The sequence below is a fragment of the Clostridium sp. ETTB3 genome (genome assembly GCF_053571985.1).
Window position 1 is genome coordinate 1,948,603 of record NZ_CP199832.1, and the last position, 14,859, is coordinate 1,963,461.

Below are 14,859 nucleotides of genomic sequence, written 5' to 3' on the forward strand. Positions count from 1 at the left end.
GAACAATTACATTATTAAAATAAATTTGGATAAACTATAAATAAAAGAATTTCTATAAATTAAAGAATTTAATATTTACTTATATAATTTAAAGTATTATTATAGATATTATGAAAATTTAGTAAATTGATGGAGGTCTTTTTATGAACATAAGTATTATTGGAATGCCTCTTTTTTATGGGTGTGATAACCCTGGTGTAGAAAAGGGTCCTGAAGAATTAAGAAAAAACAACCTCATTGATATATTTGAAAAAAATCATACTGTTTGTGATTTAGGAGATATAGAAGTTGAAAAAGTAAATGAAAGTGAAAAATATTCAAGTAATTCACAATTAAAATATTTAACTCAAGTTGTTGATGCAAATAATGGACTAGCTTCCAAAGTTCTTGAAGCATTACAAAATGACACTTTCCCACTTATAATTGGCGGAGACCATTCTCTAGCTATGGGTTCTATTGCTGGTGCAAGTAAACATTTTGGTAATAATTTAGCTGTAATTTGGATAGATGCTCATGGAGACATTAATACACATGATACTTCTCCATCTGGAAATATTCACGGTATGCCACTTGCTGCTTCTATGGGATATGGTTATGAAAAACTTACTTCAATATTTTTTAATGAAGTTAAAATTAAACCAGAAAATGTTTTTATACTAGCTTGTCGTGATTTAGATAAAGGTGAAATTGAGTTAATAAATGAGTTAAAAATGAATGTATGGACTACTGAACAAATAAACAAAGAGGGTACTTCAAAAGTAATTAATGATTTATTAACATTGATTAAAGAAAAAAATATAAAAAATATCCATTTATCTTATGACATAGATTGTTTAGATCCTGATTATGTACCTGGTACTGGAACTCCAGTAAATGATGGATTAACTTATAGTCAAAGCAAGGAACTACTTGAGGCAATTTTAGGTACAAGCTTAGTAAAATCTATGGATTTTGTAGAATATAATCCTATGTTAGATAAAAATAATAAAACTAAGGAAACTTGTTTTGAATTATTAAACCTAATCTCAGATAATTTATAATATAAAAATGGGGATGTCTCATTAAGAATAAATACTACAATATATTGTGTTGATTTTTTTAAAACAATATATTGTGTATAAAATTTTTAATGCGACAGCCCCACTTTTTATATAAAATTGTTTATTAATATAAGTTATGATATTATAAAATCAATAAATATTTTTTGGAGGAACATAATGAAGCTTTTATTTTTCGATACTGAAACAACTAGTGTAAAACCAGGTCATATTTGTCAGTTAAGTTATATAACTGTAGATACCTCAACTAAACCACAAACTACTATTGGAAAAAACTTTTTCTTTACAGTAGATGAAATGGATCCATCTGCTCAAGAAGTTCATGGATTTTCATTAGAAAAATTATATGAATTATCTAATGGGCTAGAATTTTTAGAACAACTTCAATATTTTATGTCTGATTTCTTTAATGCTGATTTTGTGATTGGTCATAATGTCCAATTTGATGTTAAATTTTTAAAACATGAAATTGATTCATTATATGAAGCTGGTATGATTGATTGTTCTTGGAAACCTAAAAAGACATTTTGTACAATGTCATACTACAAAAACATTTGTCAAATACCATCACCAAATGGTAATGGCATAAAAAATCCTAAACTTTCTGAAGTAATTAAATTTTTAGGTATATCTGATGAAGTAATTGCTAAAAAAGCTAATGAATTATTCCAGGGAAGTGGTAATTATCATGATGCTAGATTTGATACAGCTGCACTTTATCTTTTAGTAATAGAAGGTATGAAGCAAAAATATATTAAACCAGGATTTTTCTCAAGTCAGCTTTAAATTATAAAAAAAAAAGAAACTGCCTCTAATCATATAATTGGCATTTTCTTTTTTTATAATTTATTAAGCTTTAAAATTTAATAATTCATATAAATTTTTACACTTTTCTTTATCCATAGCAGGTATACCATCTAATCTGTATTTTATCCCCATTTTTTCATACTTATTTATTCCAAGTAAATGATAAGGTAAAAGCTCAACTTTTTCAACATTTTCTAATGTTTTAATAAATTCACCTAATTCCTTAATATACTCCTCACTATCTGTCATACCTGGTACAACAACTTGTCTTATCCAAAGTTTTATATTACACTTTTTACAATCTTCAAGGAATTTTAAACTTTCATCAATATTTATTCCTGTCATATTTTTATAACCTTCTGCTGTTAAATGCTTAACATCAAAAAGAACTAAATCAGTATACTTTAATATTTCTTTATAATCTCCAAATCCTACTCCAGATGTATCTAATGTAGTATGTATTCCTTTTTCCTTACAAAGTCTTAAACATTCTTTTAAAAATTCTGGTTGTCTTAATGGATCTCCCCCAGAAAAAGTAACCCCACCACCTGACCTTTCAAAGTAAGCTCTAAATCTTGCTATTCTATTAACTAATTCTTCTGGTGTTAACTCTAAAGTTTCTTCACCTTTATCAATCCATGTATCTGGATTATGGCAATATTGGCATCTTAATGCACATCCTTGCATAAATACTACAACTCTTACTCCTGGTCCATCTACAAGCCCCATTGTTTCTATTGAATGTATTGTTCCTCTTAACATCTTCCATCCTCCGTTTTATCTATAAATTTTATTATTTAAAATAAAACTTTATTAAATATAGCATTTTCATAAATCATATTTTATTATACATCCTATTTTAAAATTTGTTAATACTTATAATACAATGTGGATGTCAAATTAAAAATAAATAATACAATATATTCTGCTAAATTTTAATTACTGTATATAAAATTTTTAGTGCGACAACACCATTTAATAATAACAAAAATATATTATATTAATTTTAATGATTATAATTTACTATGTATTTTTTTTCTTCAGTTTACCAATTATAAATTTATATATCATTTTTTATTTTTCATTTAAATTTAATAACTTTTCTCTTTTATATAATTAACTACTTTTTATATTTTTATATTTTTTATTCATTCTTAGTTTTACTAAACTTTTAATGCAGAAATGTTAAACTTAATTTTTATTTCTTCCTTAAATCCCTCTATTTTAAAAGGAAAGCAATAGATTATATTTTAAACATTTTTTATTAAAATTATTGATTTTTTCATTATATCCCTATATAATAGCATTGTTTGTTTAGTAATTTTAAACCTTTAGTTTAGTAATAGTTATTATCAAACAAAATGAAAGGTAAGGTGAAATTGTGCAAATTGGAAATAAAATTAAACGAATGAGAATTGAAAGAGGATTAACACAAGAAGAGCTTGCTAATAGATGCGAATTATCTAAAGGATTTATATCTCAAGTTGAAAATGATTTAACTTCACCTTCTATAGCAACACTAATTGATATTCTTGAAATACTCGGAACAAACCTTAAAGAATTCTTTAGTGATGATAAGGATGAAAAAATAACTTATACATATGAAGATATGTTTGAAACCGAAAATTCAGATTTAAAATATAAATTAATGTGGTTAGTTCCTAATGCACAAAAAAATGAAATGGAACCTATAATGATAACAATTGAAGCTGGTGGGAAATACTTAGAAGAAGAACCTCATGAAGGTGAAGAATTTGGATATGTTTTATCAGGAAGCATAATATTACACTTAGGTGATAAATCTTATAAAGTTCGTAAAAATGAAAGTTTTTATTTTAAACCTAGAGCAAATCACTATATAAGTAATAATGGTAAAACTACAGCTAAAGTTATTTGGATTTCTACTCCACCAACATTTTAAATATTTTTTTAATTACTAAGTAAATTCAACATCTAAATTTTAATTTAGAACTTCATTTATAAAGAAAGAGGTGTTTTTTTTTGAATCAAAACATAATAGAAATACAAGGTGTATCTAAGGTTTATGGTGATAATACTGTTTTAGATAATCTTTCATTAAATATAAGAAAAAATGAATTCTTAACTTTACTTGGTCCTAGTGGATGTGGTAAAACTACAACTCTTAAAATTATAGCTGGTTTTGAAACTGCTGATAGTGGAAAAGTTATATTTAATGGAAGTGATATTTCAAACATACCTCCATACAAAAGACAATTAAATACAGTATTCCAAAAGTACGCTTTATTTCCTCATATGAATATTTATGAAAATATTGCTTTTGGATTAAAAATAAAAAAATTACCAAAGGATGAAATTGATAAAAAAGTTCGTGAAATGTTAAAAATGGTATCACTTGAAGGCTTTGAAAAAAGATCTGTTGATTCACTTAGTGGTGGTCAACAACAAAGAGTTGCTATTGCTAGAGCTTTAGTTAATGAACCTAAGGTACTTTTATTAGATGAACCACTTGGAGCATTAGACTTAAAACTTAGAAAAGAAATGCAACTTGAATTAAAGAAAATACAAAAAAGACTTGGAATTACATTTATTTTTGTAACTCATGATCAAGAAGAAGCTCTTACTATGTCTGATACTATAGTTGTAATGAATAAAGGTAAAATTCAACAAATGGGTTCTCCTGAAGATATTTATAATGAACCTGCTAATGCTTTTGTTGCTGATTTTATTGGTGAAAGTAATATTTTAAATGGAATTATGCTTGAAGATTATAAAGTAAAATTTGCAAATAATACTTTCACATGTGTTGATGGCGGATTTAACAAAAATGAAGATATTGATGTTGTAATTAGACCTGAAGATATAGAAATAACTACTCCTGATAAAGGAATGTTAACTGGAAAAGTTAATTCTGTTATTTTTAAAGGCGTTCATTATGAAATGGAAGTTATTACTGAAGATACTACATGGATTGTTCATAACATTAAACATGCAGAAGCTGGAAAAATAGTTGGCCTAATAATAGACCCAGAATCTATACATATAATGAGAAAGGTGAAAGGTTATGAAAAAGAAAAGTAATCAAGGTGTTTTGCCTGCAGCACCTTATGTTGTATGGAGTTCACTTTTTATTGTTATTCCTCTTTTAATTATAATATTTTTTAGTTTTACAATAAAAACAGATACAGGATATAAATTTTCTCTTGAAAATTATGAAAAATTAATGAATCCTAATTATTTTAGTGTTTTTGGAAGAAGTCTTCTTTTGGCTTTCCAATCTACAATTGCCTGTTTAATAATTGGATATCCAGTAGCTTATTTAATTGCTAATATGAATAGTAAAAAAAGAAACTTTTTAATAATGTTGTTTATTGTTCCTATGTGGATGAATTTTTTACTTAGAACTTATGCATGGTTACCTTTGCTTGGTAAAAATGGATTCATAAATACTATATTAGCTAACTTTGGCATAGGTCCCTTAAAATTATTATATAATGATTTTGCTGTATTACTTGGAATGGTTTATAACTTTTTACCATTTATGATTTTACCCATTTATACTGTTTTAGTAAAAATGGATACTGATTTAATAAATGCAGCCTCAGATCTTGGTGCTACTAAAAGTACAATTTTTAGAAAAATTATTTTCCCATTAAGCATGCCAGGTGTTATTTCTGGAATAACTATGGTATTTATGCCTGCAGTATCAACCTTTGTAATTTCTAGAATCTTAGGTGGCGGACAATATATGCTTTTAGGAAACTTAATTCAAACACAATATACAACAATGGGTGATTGGAACTTTGGTTCTGCTATTGCAATATTTATGATGATTATAATTTTAATTTCAATGGCTTTCATGAATAAATTTGAAGGTTCGGATGATAAGGAAGGAGGAAGCAGATTATGGTAAGAAAACTAGAATCTTTCATAAAAAAATTCTATTTAATCTTAATTTTTATTTTTCTATATCTGCCTATAGTAACTTTAATGGTTTTCTCCTTTAATGATTCTAAGTCTATGGGTAAATGGAATGGATTTACTTTAAATTGGTATATTGAATTATTTCAAAATGACAGTATTATGAGTGCATTAAAATACACATTATTGGTTGCTATAATTTCATCAATAGTTGCTACTATAATTGGTACATTTGCAGCTATAGGTATTAATAGAATGCGTGGTTTTTCAAAAAAAGCATTATTAAACATAAATTATTTACCTGTTTTAAACCCTGATATAGTAACTGGTATATCTCTTATGAGCTTATTTATATTTTTAAGTCCTTATTTAAAATTTGAGTTTGGATTTACAACCTTGCTTCTTGCTCATATAACTTTTAATATACCATATGTTATTTTATCAATATTACCAAAGCTTAAACAATTGCCAGCTAATATCACTGAAGCAGCATTAGACTTAGGAGCAACTCCTGCATATGCAATGCGTAAAATAATTTTACCTCAAATAAAGCCTGGAATATTTGCTGGTTTCTTAATGGCATTTACCATGTCAATTGATGATTTTGTAATAAGCTTCTTTACAACTGGACCTGGTGTTAATAATCTTTCTATTGAAATTTACTCAATGGCAAGAAAAGGAATTAATCCATCAATTAATGCTTTATCAACATTAATGTTTTTAACAGTATTAATTTTATTATTAATTGTAAATAGAAAAGACTTCATTTCAAGAGGTGAAAAATAATGATGAAATTAAAGAATTTAATTACACTACTTACCACAGCAATATTAACATCTACATTTTTTACTGGATGTAGTAATAATAACTCTGGTATTAATGGAACTATAAATGTATATAACTGTGCAGATTATATTGATGAATCTTTAATTTCAAAATTTGAAGATGAAACTGGAATAAAAGTTATTTATGATAAATATGATACTAATGAAATTATGTATCAAAAAATTCAAACTAGTCCTGGTGTTTATGACTTAGTATTTCCTTCTGATTACATGGTTGAAAAAATGAGAAAAGAAGGTTTATTAGAAAAATTAAATTTTAATAATATTCCAAATTATAAATATATAAGTGATGATTTTTTGAATTTATCTTATGACCCTACTAATGAATATTCTGTTCCATATATGTGGGGAACAATTGGAATATTATATGATTCAACAGTAATTACTGAACCAGTTACTAGTTGGGATATCCTTTGGGATGAAAAATACAAAGATAATATATATATGTTTGATTCTTTAAGAGATTCTCTTGCTATTGCTTTAATAAAAAATGGATATTCATTAAATTCTACAAATCCTGATGAAATAAATGTAGCAAAAGAAGATTTAATTAAACAAAAGAAATTAACTAGTCCTGTATATTTACTTGATGAAATAAAAGATAATATGATAGCTGGCGAAAAGGCATTAGCCACTGTTTATTCAGGTGATGCTTCTTATTCAATAAGTGGAAATCCTAATTTAAAATATGCTATTCCACAAGAAGGTTCTAATAGATGGGTTGATTCAATGACAATTCCTAAAGGTGCTCCAAATAAAGCTGGTGCAGAAGCATTTATTAACTTTTTATGTGATCCTGAAAATGCAAAAATAAATGTAGAATACATAGAGTACTCAACACCAAATTATGGTGCATATGAATTATTGGATGATGATGTAAAAAACAATCCTGTAGCTTATCCACCAGAATATGTTTTAGATAAATGTTCAATTTTTACTGACTTAGATAAAAAATCACTAAAATTATATGAAGAAGCCTTTATGGATGTATTAACTCATTAAAATGGGGCTGTCGCACTAAAACTTTTATACACAATATATTGTTTTAAAAAATAAAAATTAATACAATATATTGTAGTATTTATTCTTAATGCGACATCCCCATTTTATTTATAATTTTAATTATACTATAATATATACTATAATTATATGTTAAGGAGGATTTTATGGTTAGATATCACATAATAGCTGATGGTCGTGTTCAAGGTGTTGGCTTTAGATTTTTTTGTATTATGAATGCACAAAATTATGATTTAACTGGCTGGGTAAGAAACATGGATAATGGTATGGTTGAAATTGAAGTTCAAGGAGAAATTGATTCTATAAAAAAATTTCTTGAAATTATAAAAAATGGGAATAGATTTATTAAAGTAGATGAACTTTATCAAAAAAAGATTGAAGTGATCTACAATGAATATAGCTTTACAGAACGTTATTAAATGTTAAAAATACAAAAATAGAGTTAAATGTATAAATATCTAACTCTATTTTTTATATTTTTAATTTTTAACTTTATTATCATATTCCATTAAATTATATTTCTCTATTAAAGTTACTAATTTATCTGCATAAACTGGTACTCCATCTGAGTTTCTAACAGTGCTATATCCAGCATCTTCTAAAGCCTGTGCTTGTTGAATATAATTTTTCCCTGCAAATAATCCATATTCAGAATATCTTGAGTTTTCATATAAAAACTTTCCATGATCATTTATAGATTCTTCTATATTGTTGTATTTTCTAAAGCTTGCTATAGTAATATCATTATAATTTTCACTTGTAGAAATTGTAGCAATATCTCCATCCCATCTTGAATCAGCCTTTATTCCAAATAAATTATTATGTGTAACTGCAAGGTCTGACTGTCCCCATCCTGATTCTAATATAGCCTGTGCAATAGTTATTGATGGTAAAATACCATATTTATAATAATTTTCAATTGCTCCTTCTGCTACTTTTTGTAAAAATTCCATCTTATCTGAATCCAAATTAACATTTAAATTTACTTCTATATTTTTTTCATTGCTCATATTAGTTGTAGCATTTGCTATACTTACTTCTTCATTATAAACATTTGAACTTTCATTTATATATCTAGTATTAGTAATTTTTTGAGATAATTTAAATCTTATAGTACTAAATATAGTTACAATCATTAAAACAAAAAGAATACAAGCTTTAATAAACTTATAAGAATTTATTTTTCCCCCCGATAAAGCATAACTATTTACCCCTCTGTATTTAATGTTATTTTTCATCTTAAACTCTCCTATAATTTTTAAATACTTCTTTTGTTGGCTTACCTTCATTATATACTTTTAAGGAAATCCATTTTTACATATTTATAAATCATAATTACCTCCTACACTTTATTTTACCTTTTTAAATATATTTTTATTACTAATAGCTTTATTATTTTTGAATGTTCAAAAAAAAAGCTATAATAAGTTATTATTAAACTTACTATAACCTTTTATTCATATATTAATTTATTTCATATATATCTCTATCATTGCGTACTTTAATTAGAGTTAATATTCTCAAAAAAATTATTTGTTTCACTTATTACTATATTTCTTAATTTAATTAAACCAATTAAATTAGGCAATGCCATTAATCCATTTACTATATCTGCAATTATAAATACTAAATTAAGAGATAAAAATGGTCCTACTCCAACCAAAGCTATAAATATTATCTTATAAAATTTAATTCCTTTAATACCTATTAAATATTGAATGCATCTTTCCCCATAATAATTCCATCCTATTATAGTTGTAAAAGCAAAGAAAATTAAACCTATATTAACTATATATTTACCTATAATTGCAAATGGTAATCCATTTTCAAATGCAAATGTAGTCATTGCAGCTCCTTCTAATCCACTATTAAAACTTCCTGTTAATACTATTGCTAATCCAGTCATAGTACAAATAATTATTGTATCTATAAATGTTCCTGTCATTGAAATTAATCCTTGCTTAACTGGATATTTTGTTTTAGCTGCTGCTGCTGCTATTGGTGCACTTCCAAGACCTGCTTCATTTGAAAATACACCTCTTCCTATTCCCATTTGAATTGCTAATGATATAGTAATACCTGTAGTACCTCCTAATGCTGCACTTGGATTAAATGCACTTTTTATTATTAATGTTATTGCTGAAGGTATTGCTTTAAAATTACATATCAATACTAACAAAGCTCCTATTATATATAATATTGCCATTGTTGGAACTATCTTTTCTGCTACATTAGATATTCTTTTTATACCTCCTAAAGTAACCAGTGTAACTAATATAGTTATTATTATTGCAGTAAACCATATTGGAATATTAAAAGAAATTAATGCTGCTTTTGATATAGAATTCACTTGTCCAAAAGTCCCTATACCAAGTAGTGCAACTGCAATACCAAAAAATGCAAACATATTAGCTAAAAATTTATTTCCAACTCCCTTTTCAATATAATACATAGGACCTCCAGACATTTCTCCATTTTCATCAACTTCCCTATATTTTATAGCAAGAACTCCTTCTGCATATTTAGTTGCCATTCCAAAAAATGCAGCAACCCACATCCAAAATAAGGCCCCTGGTCCTCCTGTTGCTATAGCTGTTGCTACACCAACAATATTTCCTGTTCCTATAGTAGCTGATAATGCTGTACATAATGCTGCAAAACTTGATACCTCTCCCTTTGCTTCATTATCGCTTTTATCATCATCATTTAAAAATAGATACTTAATTGCTAATGGCAATTTAAACATCTGAATAAAGTTTAATTTAAAAGTAAAATATATACCTGTCCCTACTAATAAAATTAATAAAGGTGGTCCCCATACTATTCCATCAATATTTTTTAATACCTCTTCTAAATTAATAAAAAAACTCATAAAAAAATCCTCCTTAAAAATAAAAATTTATAGGAGGAGATTAGAAATAGTTTGTAGTTTGTAGTTATGAGTTAGGTTATTACGTAATAAAAAACTCAATTAAAAGTTTGTTCCTTAACTACTAACTACTAACTATTAACTAAAAACTATTTTAATCCCCTGTCCTTTTACCTGAGAGTTTCAACTTATTTAAATAAGCCTTGCTCCTTCGGTGCTCTTAATTGAGTCTCTCCAGAGGCTCGTCCAGTAACGGTCCTAATACCTGAAAGATTTACTTCTTCGGTGGATATAAATCACTCTCCCATTACCTTCAACCGAACATATTAAATTTTATAAAGTAATTATATAAATAAATATTAAATTAATCAACTTATAAAACATATTATTTACCATATAACCTATTTAATGCACTTATTACAGATTTAATTGATGCTCTTGTAATATTACTATCAACCCCTACCCCAAATGTCTTTTTATGAATATCATTCCTGCTCATATAAACATATGCTGCTGCTTCTGCTTCTGAACCTGCTCCTAATGAATGTTCTTTATAATCTATTATGCTAACATCAATTAACTTACTATTTGCTAATGCCTTTCCTAATGAATCTATTGGTCCATTACCTATTCCATCTATAACATATTCATTTCCATTATATTCAATTACTGCATTTACCTTGGTTGTTTCTGATACATCACTATCAATATCTGATATAGAAATACTAATTAAATTAAAAGGTTCTTGTAAGGTTAAATATTGTTCTTTAAATGCTTCCATTATTTCATTTGGTTGAACTTCACCCTTACTTTCTGAAATTTTTTGAACTACTTCTGCAAATTCCTGTTGCATTGATTTTGGTAATTTAAATCCAAAGCAATGATCCATAACAAATGCAACTCCACCTTTTCCTGATTGGCTGTTTATTCTAACTAAAGGTTCATATTCTCTTCCTAAATCACTTGGATCTACTGGTAAATATGGTACTTGCCATAATTTTGATCCTCTCTCCTCATACTTCTTCATTCCTTTATTTATTGCATCTTGATGCGAACCAGAAAAAGCAGTAAACACTAAATTTCCTGCATATGGATGCCTAACTGGTACAGGTATCTTTACACACCTTTCATATATTTCAATAATATCATTTATATTTTCAAGATTTAAAATAGGATTAACACCATGAGAAAACATATTATATGCAACAGTTAAAATATCAACATTTCCTGTTCTTTCTCCATTACCAAACAATGTTCCTTCTATTCTATCTGCTCCAGCCAATAATGCTAGTTCAGCATCAGCAACACCTGTCCCTCTATCATTATGCGGATGCACACTTACTATTACCCTTTCTCTATCTTTAAAATTTTTACACATATATTCTATTTGATCTGCAAAAACATTTGGTGTATCCATTTGAACTGTTGATGGAAGATTTATTATAATTTTATTTTCCTTTGATGCCTCCCATGCATCAGCAACTGCATCACATACTTCTAATGCATATTCAACTTCTGTTCCAGTAAAACTTTCAGGAGAATATTCTAAAAAAATCTCGCCCTCAAAATCTGAAGTATATTTTTTTACTAACTTTGTTCCCTCAACAGCAATTTTTTTAATTTCATCTTTGCTCATATTAAAAACAACATCTCTTTGTAATACTGAAGTTGCATTGTAAATATGAACTATTGCTTTTTTTACCCCTTGTAAAGCTTCAAAAGTTTTTTCTATTAAATGTGGTCTTGCTTGAGTTAATACCTGTACAACAACATCATCTGGAATACAATTATCATCAACTAATCTTCTCAAAAAATCAAATTCTATTTGTGATGCTGATGGAAATCCAACTTCAATTTCCTTAAATCCTAATTTAACTAATAAATTAAAAAATTCTAATTTTTCATTTATGTTCATTGGATTTATAAGTGCTTGATTTCCATCTCTTAAATCAACACTACACCAAATAGGTACCTTTTCAATAATATTATTTGGCCATGTTCTTTCCTTAAAATTAATAGTTTCAAATCTCTTGTATTTACTGTAATTTAACATTTATAAAAGCCCCCTTAAATAAAATAAAAAACCGCTAAACAGCTCCTATTCATTGGAGCGTGTTTACGCGGTACCATCCAAAACTTTTACTTAATTAAAATAACGGTGTTATCCGATAAGAATTACTTCTAATTCATCCTTATAGCTCATGAGCGAGTTCAAAAATATAATTTATAGACTCTCAGCAACTGTCTACTCTCTGAAAAATTATTAATTTTCTACTACTCTCATTCCCAGCAATGCCTTATTTATTTTCTATAATTTTACTATATTGTATTATCTCTGTCAATATACATAATATTTTTATTTTTATACTCTATTTCGTTCTTCTCCTCTATAAAAAGCCTTAATATTTTCTATTACTTCTTCAAATAACACTTTACGAGCTTCTATACTTGCCCATGCAATATGAGGTGATAATAGTAATTTATCTTTATTTTTTACAGTCAATAGTGGGTTTTCTTCATTAATTGGCTCAACCTCAAATACATCTAATGCTGCTCCTCTTATTTTATCTTCATCTATAGCCTTTGAAAGATCCCTTTCTACTACAATAGGTCCTCTTCCCATATTTACTAAAATAGCTGTATTCTTCATTTTGCTTAGTGCATCATAATTTATTAATCCCTTTGTATTATTGTTTAATGGTGCATGAATAGAAATAATATCACTTTTATTTAGTAATTCTTCAAATTCAACTCTTTCAAATTCACTTGAATTATTTCTTCCTGAAGTAGAATAATATATTACCTTTGCTCCAAATGCTTCTGCTATTCTTGCAACTCTTCTTCCTATTACTCCTAATCCAATTATTCCCCATACTTTATTTTGAATTTCATAATAAGGTCTATTTAAACATGTAAATAATCCTGATTTAGAATATTCACCAGACTTAACATAATTATCATGATATATAACTTCATTTAATAATCCTAAAGCCATTGCAAATGTATGTTGAACTACTGCATTAGTTGAATATCCCGCAACATTTGAAACCCCAATTCCTCTTTTTCTTGCATAATCAACATCTATATTATTAAATCCAGTTGCTGTTTCAGCAATAAATTCTAATTTATTTGCATTTTTCATATTATCTTCATTTAAAATAACTTTATTAGTTAATATTATATTTGCATCTTTTATTCTATTACTTACTTCATCTTCACTAGTAAATTCATAATAATCAACTTCTCCAATTTCATTAAGTTTTTCTAAATCTATATTTCCTAAAGTTTTTCCATCAAGTATTACTATTTTTTTCATATAATTCCTCCATAAATCATTATAAAAAAAGAGCTACATTAAAAAATCAAATTCAAATGTAGTTCTATATAATGTATTGGTGCAGATGGTGGGATTTGAACCCACACGGAGAATATCCAATAGACCCTCAATCTATCCTGTCTGCCTATTCCAGCACACCTGCATAAGATAACTCTTATATTATATATTTTATGTTAATGTAAAATTAAATTCAATCATATTTTCCTCTCTATTTTTTTAATGCTTTTAATATTTTTATAATATCTTCTATATCTTCACTAGTTAAATTTTCATAATTATCCAACTTATTTTTTATATCTTCTATTACTTTTTCTTTATAACTCTTTTGCATTTTTCTTCCTCCATTTGCTATATACAAAGTAATACTAGTTGTTATAACTCCTATAACTCCTATTCCAATAATCATTAATAAAACAGCAATTGATTTTCCTAATTGAGTCTTTAATAAAATATCACCATACCCAACTGTAGTAAAAGTTACAAAACTCCACCATAAAGCATCTCCTATTGACATTCCTTCAACTATTGAAATTAAAACAGCACCTATAACTATAAATATTGTTGAAAGTACTAATAAAAAATTTAATCTGCTCTTTTTAATTTCATCTTTAACTCTTATTTTAAATTTTAAGGCACAAATTATTAGCATAAAAATCTTTATTATTTTTATACAATAAGCTGAATTGATCTTAGAAGGAATTATGGTCAACCCCACTAACCTTATATAAAATCTTATTGAAAAAATGGATAGTAAATCTATTATATTTTTTTTTATAAAATTTCTTTTAGATTTACTTATTACTAATCTTGTAACGTAATCCCCTATAAATATTAATCTTACTATATTATCTATATAATAAAATGTCCAACTAACTTCATTTGGTATATCTATAAAAATATCTATAACAAACATTAATGCTAACATAAGTGCAAGTAATCCTATAAAAAAATCATATACACTTTTCTTTTCCATATGTTTACCTCATAAATATAAATTTATATATTTATATTTATGTTAGAATT

Annotated in this window: 14 protein-coding genes, 1 tRNA gene, 2 riboswitches and 1 other annotated feature; of the genes, 8 read left to right on the plus strand and 7 right to left on the minus strand. The window is 26.6% G+C overall.

Annotation, left to right across the window (positions count from 1 at the left end; all coding sequences use genetic code 11):
• Nucleotides 1–143 precede the first annotated feature (143 nt).
• Together rocF and ACUN06_RS09560 are read left to right on the plus strand one after the other, a co-directional pair.
• Nucleotides 144–1,040, plus strand: coding sequence for an arginase (gene rocF / locus ACUN06_RS09555; protein ID WP_291734677.1), 897 nt, complete (start codon nucleotides 144–146; stop codon nucleotides 1,038–1,040).
• Nucleotides 1,041–1,217: 177 nt separating this feature from the next.
• Nucleotides 1,218–1,844: a 3'-5' exonuclease gene (locus ACUN06_RS09560; protein WP_291734678.1), complete on the plus strand. Its 627-nt coding sequence runs from the start codon at nucleotides 1,218–1,220 to the stop codon at nucleotides 1,842–1,844.
• 63 nt (nucleotides 1,845–1,907) lie between these two features.
• On the opposite strand, the gene pflA is transcribed toward ACUN06_RS09560, so the two are convergent.
• Entirely contained in the window at nucleotides 1,908–2,627 is a 720-nt protein-coding gene (gene pflA, locus ACUN06_RS09565; RefSeq protein ID WP_294367298.1) for a pyruvate formate-lyase-activating protein, read from the minus strand.
• A 619-nt stretch (nucleotides 2,628–3,246) separates the two neighbouring features.
• Here pflA and ACUN06_RS09570 point away from each other — a divergent pair.
• The 6 genes from ACUN06_RS09570 to ACUN06_RS09595 all read left to right on the plus strand — a co-directional run bounded on the left by ACUN06_RS09570 (nucleotide 3,247) and on the right by ACUN06_RS09595 (nucleotide 8,049).
• Nucleotides 3,247–3,786 carry a helix-turn-helix domain-containing protein gene (locus ACUN06_RS09570; protein ID WP_291734683.1) on the plus strand — a complete coding sequence of 180 codons (540 nt, stop codon included), beginning with the start codon at nucleotides 3,247–3,249 and terminating at the stop codon, nucleotides 3,784–3,786.
• Nucleotides 3,787–3,866: 80 nt separating this feature from the next.
• On the plus strand, nucleotides 3,867–4,925 hold the full coding sequence (gene potA / locus ACUN06_RS09575; protein WP_294162312.1) for a spermidine/putrescine ABC transporter ATP-binding protein: 1,059 nt from the start codon (nucleotides 3,867–3,869) through the stop codon (nucleotides 4,923–4,925).
• Nucleotides 4,909–5,757, plus strand: a complete 849-nt coding sequence (locus ACUN06_RS09580; protein ID WP_291734687.1) for an ABC transporter permease — start codon at nucleotides 4,909–4,911, stop codon at nucleotides 5,755–5,757. The genes potA and ACUN06_RS09580 overlap by 17 nt, the downstream gene beginning before the upstream one ends.
• Nucleotides 5,751–6,551: an ABC transporter permease gene (locus tag ACUN06_RS09585; protein WP_291734690.1), complete on the plus strand. Its 801-nt coding sequence runs from the start codon at nucleotides 5,751–5,753 to the stop codon at nucleotides 6,549–6,551. The genes ACUN06_RS09580 and ACUN06_RS09585 overlap by 7 nt, the downstream gene beginning before the upstream one ends.
• Nucleotides 6,551–7,612: an ABC transporter substrate-binding protein gene (locus tag ACUN06_RS09590; protein WP_291734693.1), complete on the plus strand. Its 1,062-nt coding sequence runs from the start codon at nucleotides 6,551–6,553 to the stop codon at nucleotides 7,610–7,612. The genes ACUN06_RS09585 and ACUN06_RS09590 overlap by 1 nt, the downstream gene beginning before the upstream one ends.
• A gap of 164 nt (nucleotides 7,613–7,776) precedes the next feature.
• Nucleotides 7,777–8,049, plus strand: a complete 273-nt coding sequence (locus ACUN06_RS09595; RefSeq protein WP_291731314.1) for an acylphosphatase — start codon at nucleotides 7,777–7,779, stop codon at nucleotides 8,047–8,049.
• Nucleotides 8,050–8,109: 60 nt separating this feature from the next.
• Here the strand turns inward: ACUN06_RS09595 and ACUN06_RS09600 are convergent, their stop codons facing one another.
• From ACUN06_RS09600 to ACUN06_RS09625, 6 genes are all read right to left on the minus strand, one after another.
• Nucleotides 8,110–8,868 (minus strand): glycoside hydrolase family 73 protein, encoded by a 759-nt coding sequence (locus ACUN06_RS09600; RefSeq protein WP_294367292.1) that lies wholly within the window; start codon nucleotides 8,866–8,868, stop codon nucleotides 8,110–8,112.
• A 263-nt stretch (nucleotides 8,869–9,131) separates the two neighbouring features.
• On the minus strand, nucleotides 9,132–10,502 hold the full coding sequence (locus ACUN06_RS09605) for an alanine/glycine:cation symporter family protein (protein WP_294125092.1): 1,371 nt from the start codon (nucleotides 10,500–10,502) through the stop codon (nucleotides 9,132–9,134).
• Nucleotides 10,503–10,651: 149 nt separating this feature from the next.
• Nucleotides 10,652–10,742, minus strand: a riboswitch (glycine riboswitch).
• Nucleotides 10,743–10,816, minus strand: a riboswitch (glycine riboswitch).
• 68 nt (nucleotides 10,817–10,884) lie between these two features.
• Nucleotides 10,885–12,552: a 2-isopropylmalate synthase gene (gene leuA, locus ACUN06_RS09610; protein ID WP_449389709.1), complete on the minus strand. Its 1,668-nt coding sequence runs from the start codon at nucleotides 12,550–12,552 to the stop codon at nucleotides 10,885–10,887.
• Between the two features lie 50 nt (nucleotides 12,553–12,602).
• Nucleotides 12,603–12,796: a binding site (T-box leader), on the minus strand.
• A gap of 65 nt (nucleotides 12,797–12,861) precedes the next feature.
• Nucleotides 12,862–13,815, minus strand: a complete 954-nt coding sequence (locus tag ACUN06_RS09615; protein WP_291731324.1) for a D-2-hydroxyacid dehydrogenase — start codon at nucleotides 13,813–13,815, stop codon at nucleotides 12,862–12,864.
• A 77-nt stretch (nucleotides 13,816–13,892) separates the two neighbouring features.
• Nucleotides 13,893–13,978: transfer RNA gene (locus ACUN06_RS09620), tRNA-Leu, on the minus strand.
• 66 nt (nucleotides 13,979–14,044) lie between these two features.
• Nucleotides 14,045–14,809, minus strand: coding sequence for a potassium channel family protein (locus tag ACUN06_RS09625; protein ID WP_291731325.1), 765 nt, complete (start codon nucleotides 14,807–14,809; stop codon nucleotides 14,045–14,047).
• Between the last annotated feature and the right edge of the window lie 50 nt (nucleotides 14,810–14,859).

What these genes read in the sequence shown, in the direction of transcription:
- rocF (WP_291734677.1), top strand. Translation starts at nt 144, where the DNA reads ATGAACATAAGTATTATTGGAATGCCTCTTTTTTATGGGTGTGATAAC.
- ACUN06_RS09560 (WP_291734678.1), top strand. Translation starts at nt 1,218, where the DNA reads ATGAAGCTTTTATTTTTCGATACTGAAACAACTAGTGTAAAACCAGGT.
- pflA (WP_294367298.1), bottom strand. Translation starts at nt 2,627, where the DNA reads ATGTTAAGAGGAACAATACATTCAATAGAAACAATGGGGCTTGTAGAT.
- ACUN06_RS09580 (WP_291734687.1), top strand. Translation starts at nt 4,909, where the DNA reads ATGAAAAAGAAAAGTAATCAAGGTGTTTTGCCTGCAGCACCTTATGTT.
- ACUN06_RS09585 (WP_291734690.1), top strand. Translation starts at nt 5,751, where the DNA reads ATGGTAAGAAAACTAGAATCTTTCATAAAAAAATTCTATTTAATCTTA.
- ACUN06_RS09590 (WP_291734693.1), top strand. Translation starts at nt 6,551, where the DNA reads ATGATGAAATTAAAGAATTTAATTACACTACTTACCACAGCAATATTA.
- ACUN06_RS09595 (WP_291731314.1), top strand. Translation starts at nt 7,777, where the DNA reads ATGGTTAGATATCACATAATAGCTGATGGTCGTGTTCAAGGTGTTGGC.
- ACUN06_RS09600 (WP_294367292.1), bottom strand. Translation starts at nt 8,868, where the DNA reads ATGAAAAATAACATTAAATACAGAGGGGTAAATAGTTATGCTTTATCG.
- ACUN06_RS09605 (WP_294125092.1), bottom strand. Translation starts at nt 10,502, where the DNA reads ATGAGTTTTTTTATTAATTTAGAAGAGGTATTAAAAAATATTGATGGA.
- leuA (WP_449389709.1), bottom strand. Translation starts at nt 12,552, where the DNA reads ATGTTAAATTACAGTAAATACAAGAGATTTGAAACTATTAATTTTAAG.
- ACUN06_RS09615 (WP_291731324.1), bottom strand. Translation starts at nt 13,815, where the DNA reads ATGAAAAAAATAGTAATACTTGATGGAAAAACTTTAGGAAATATAGAT.
- ACUN06_RS09625 (WP_291731325.1), bottom strand. Translation starts at nt 14,809, where the DNA reads ATGGAAAAGAAAAGTGTATATGATTTTTTTATAGGATTACTTGCACTT.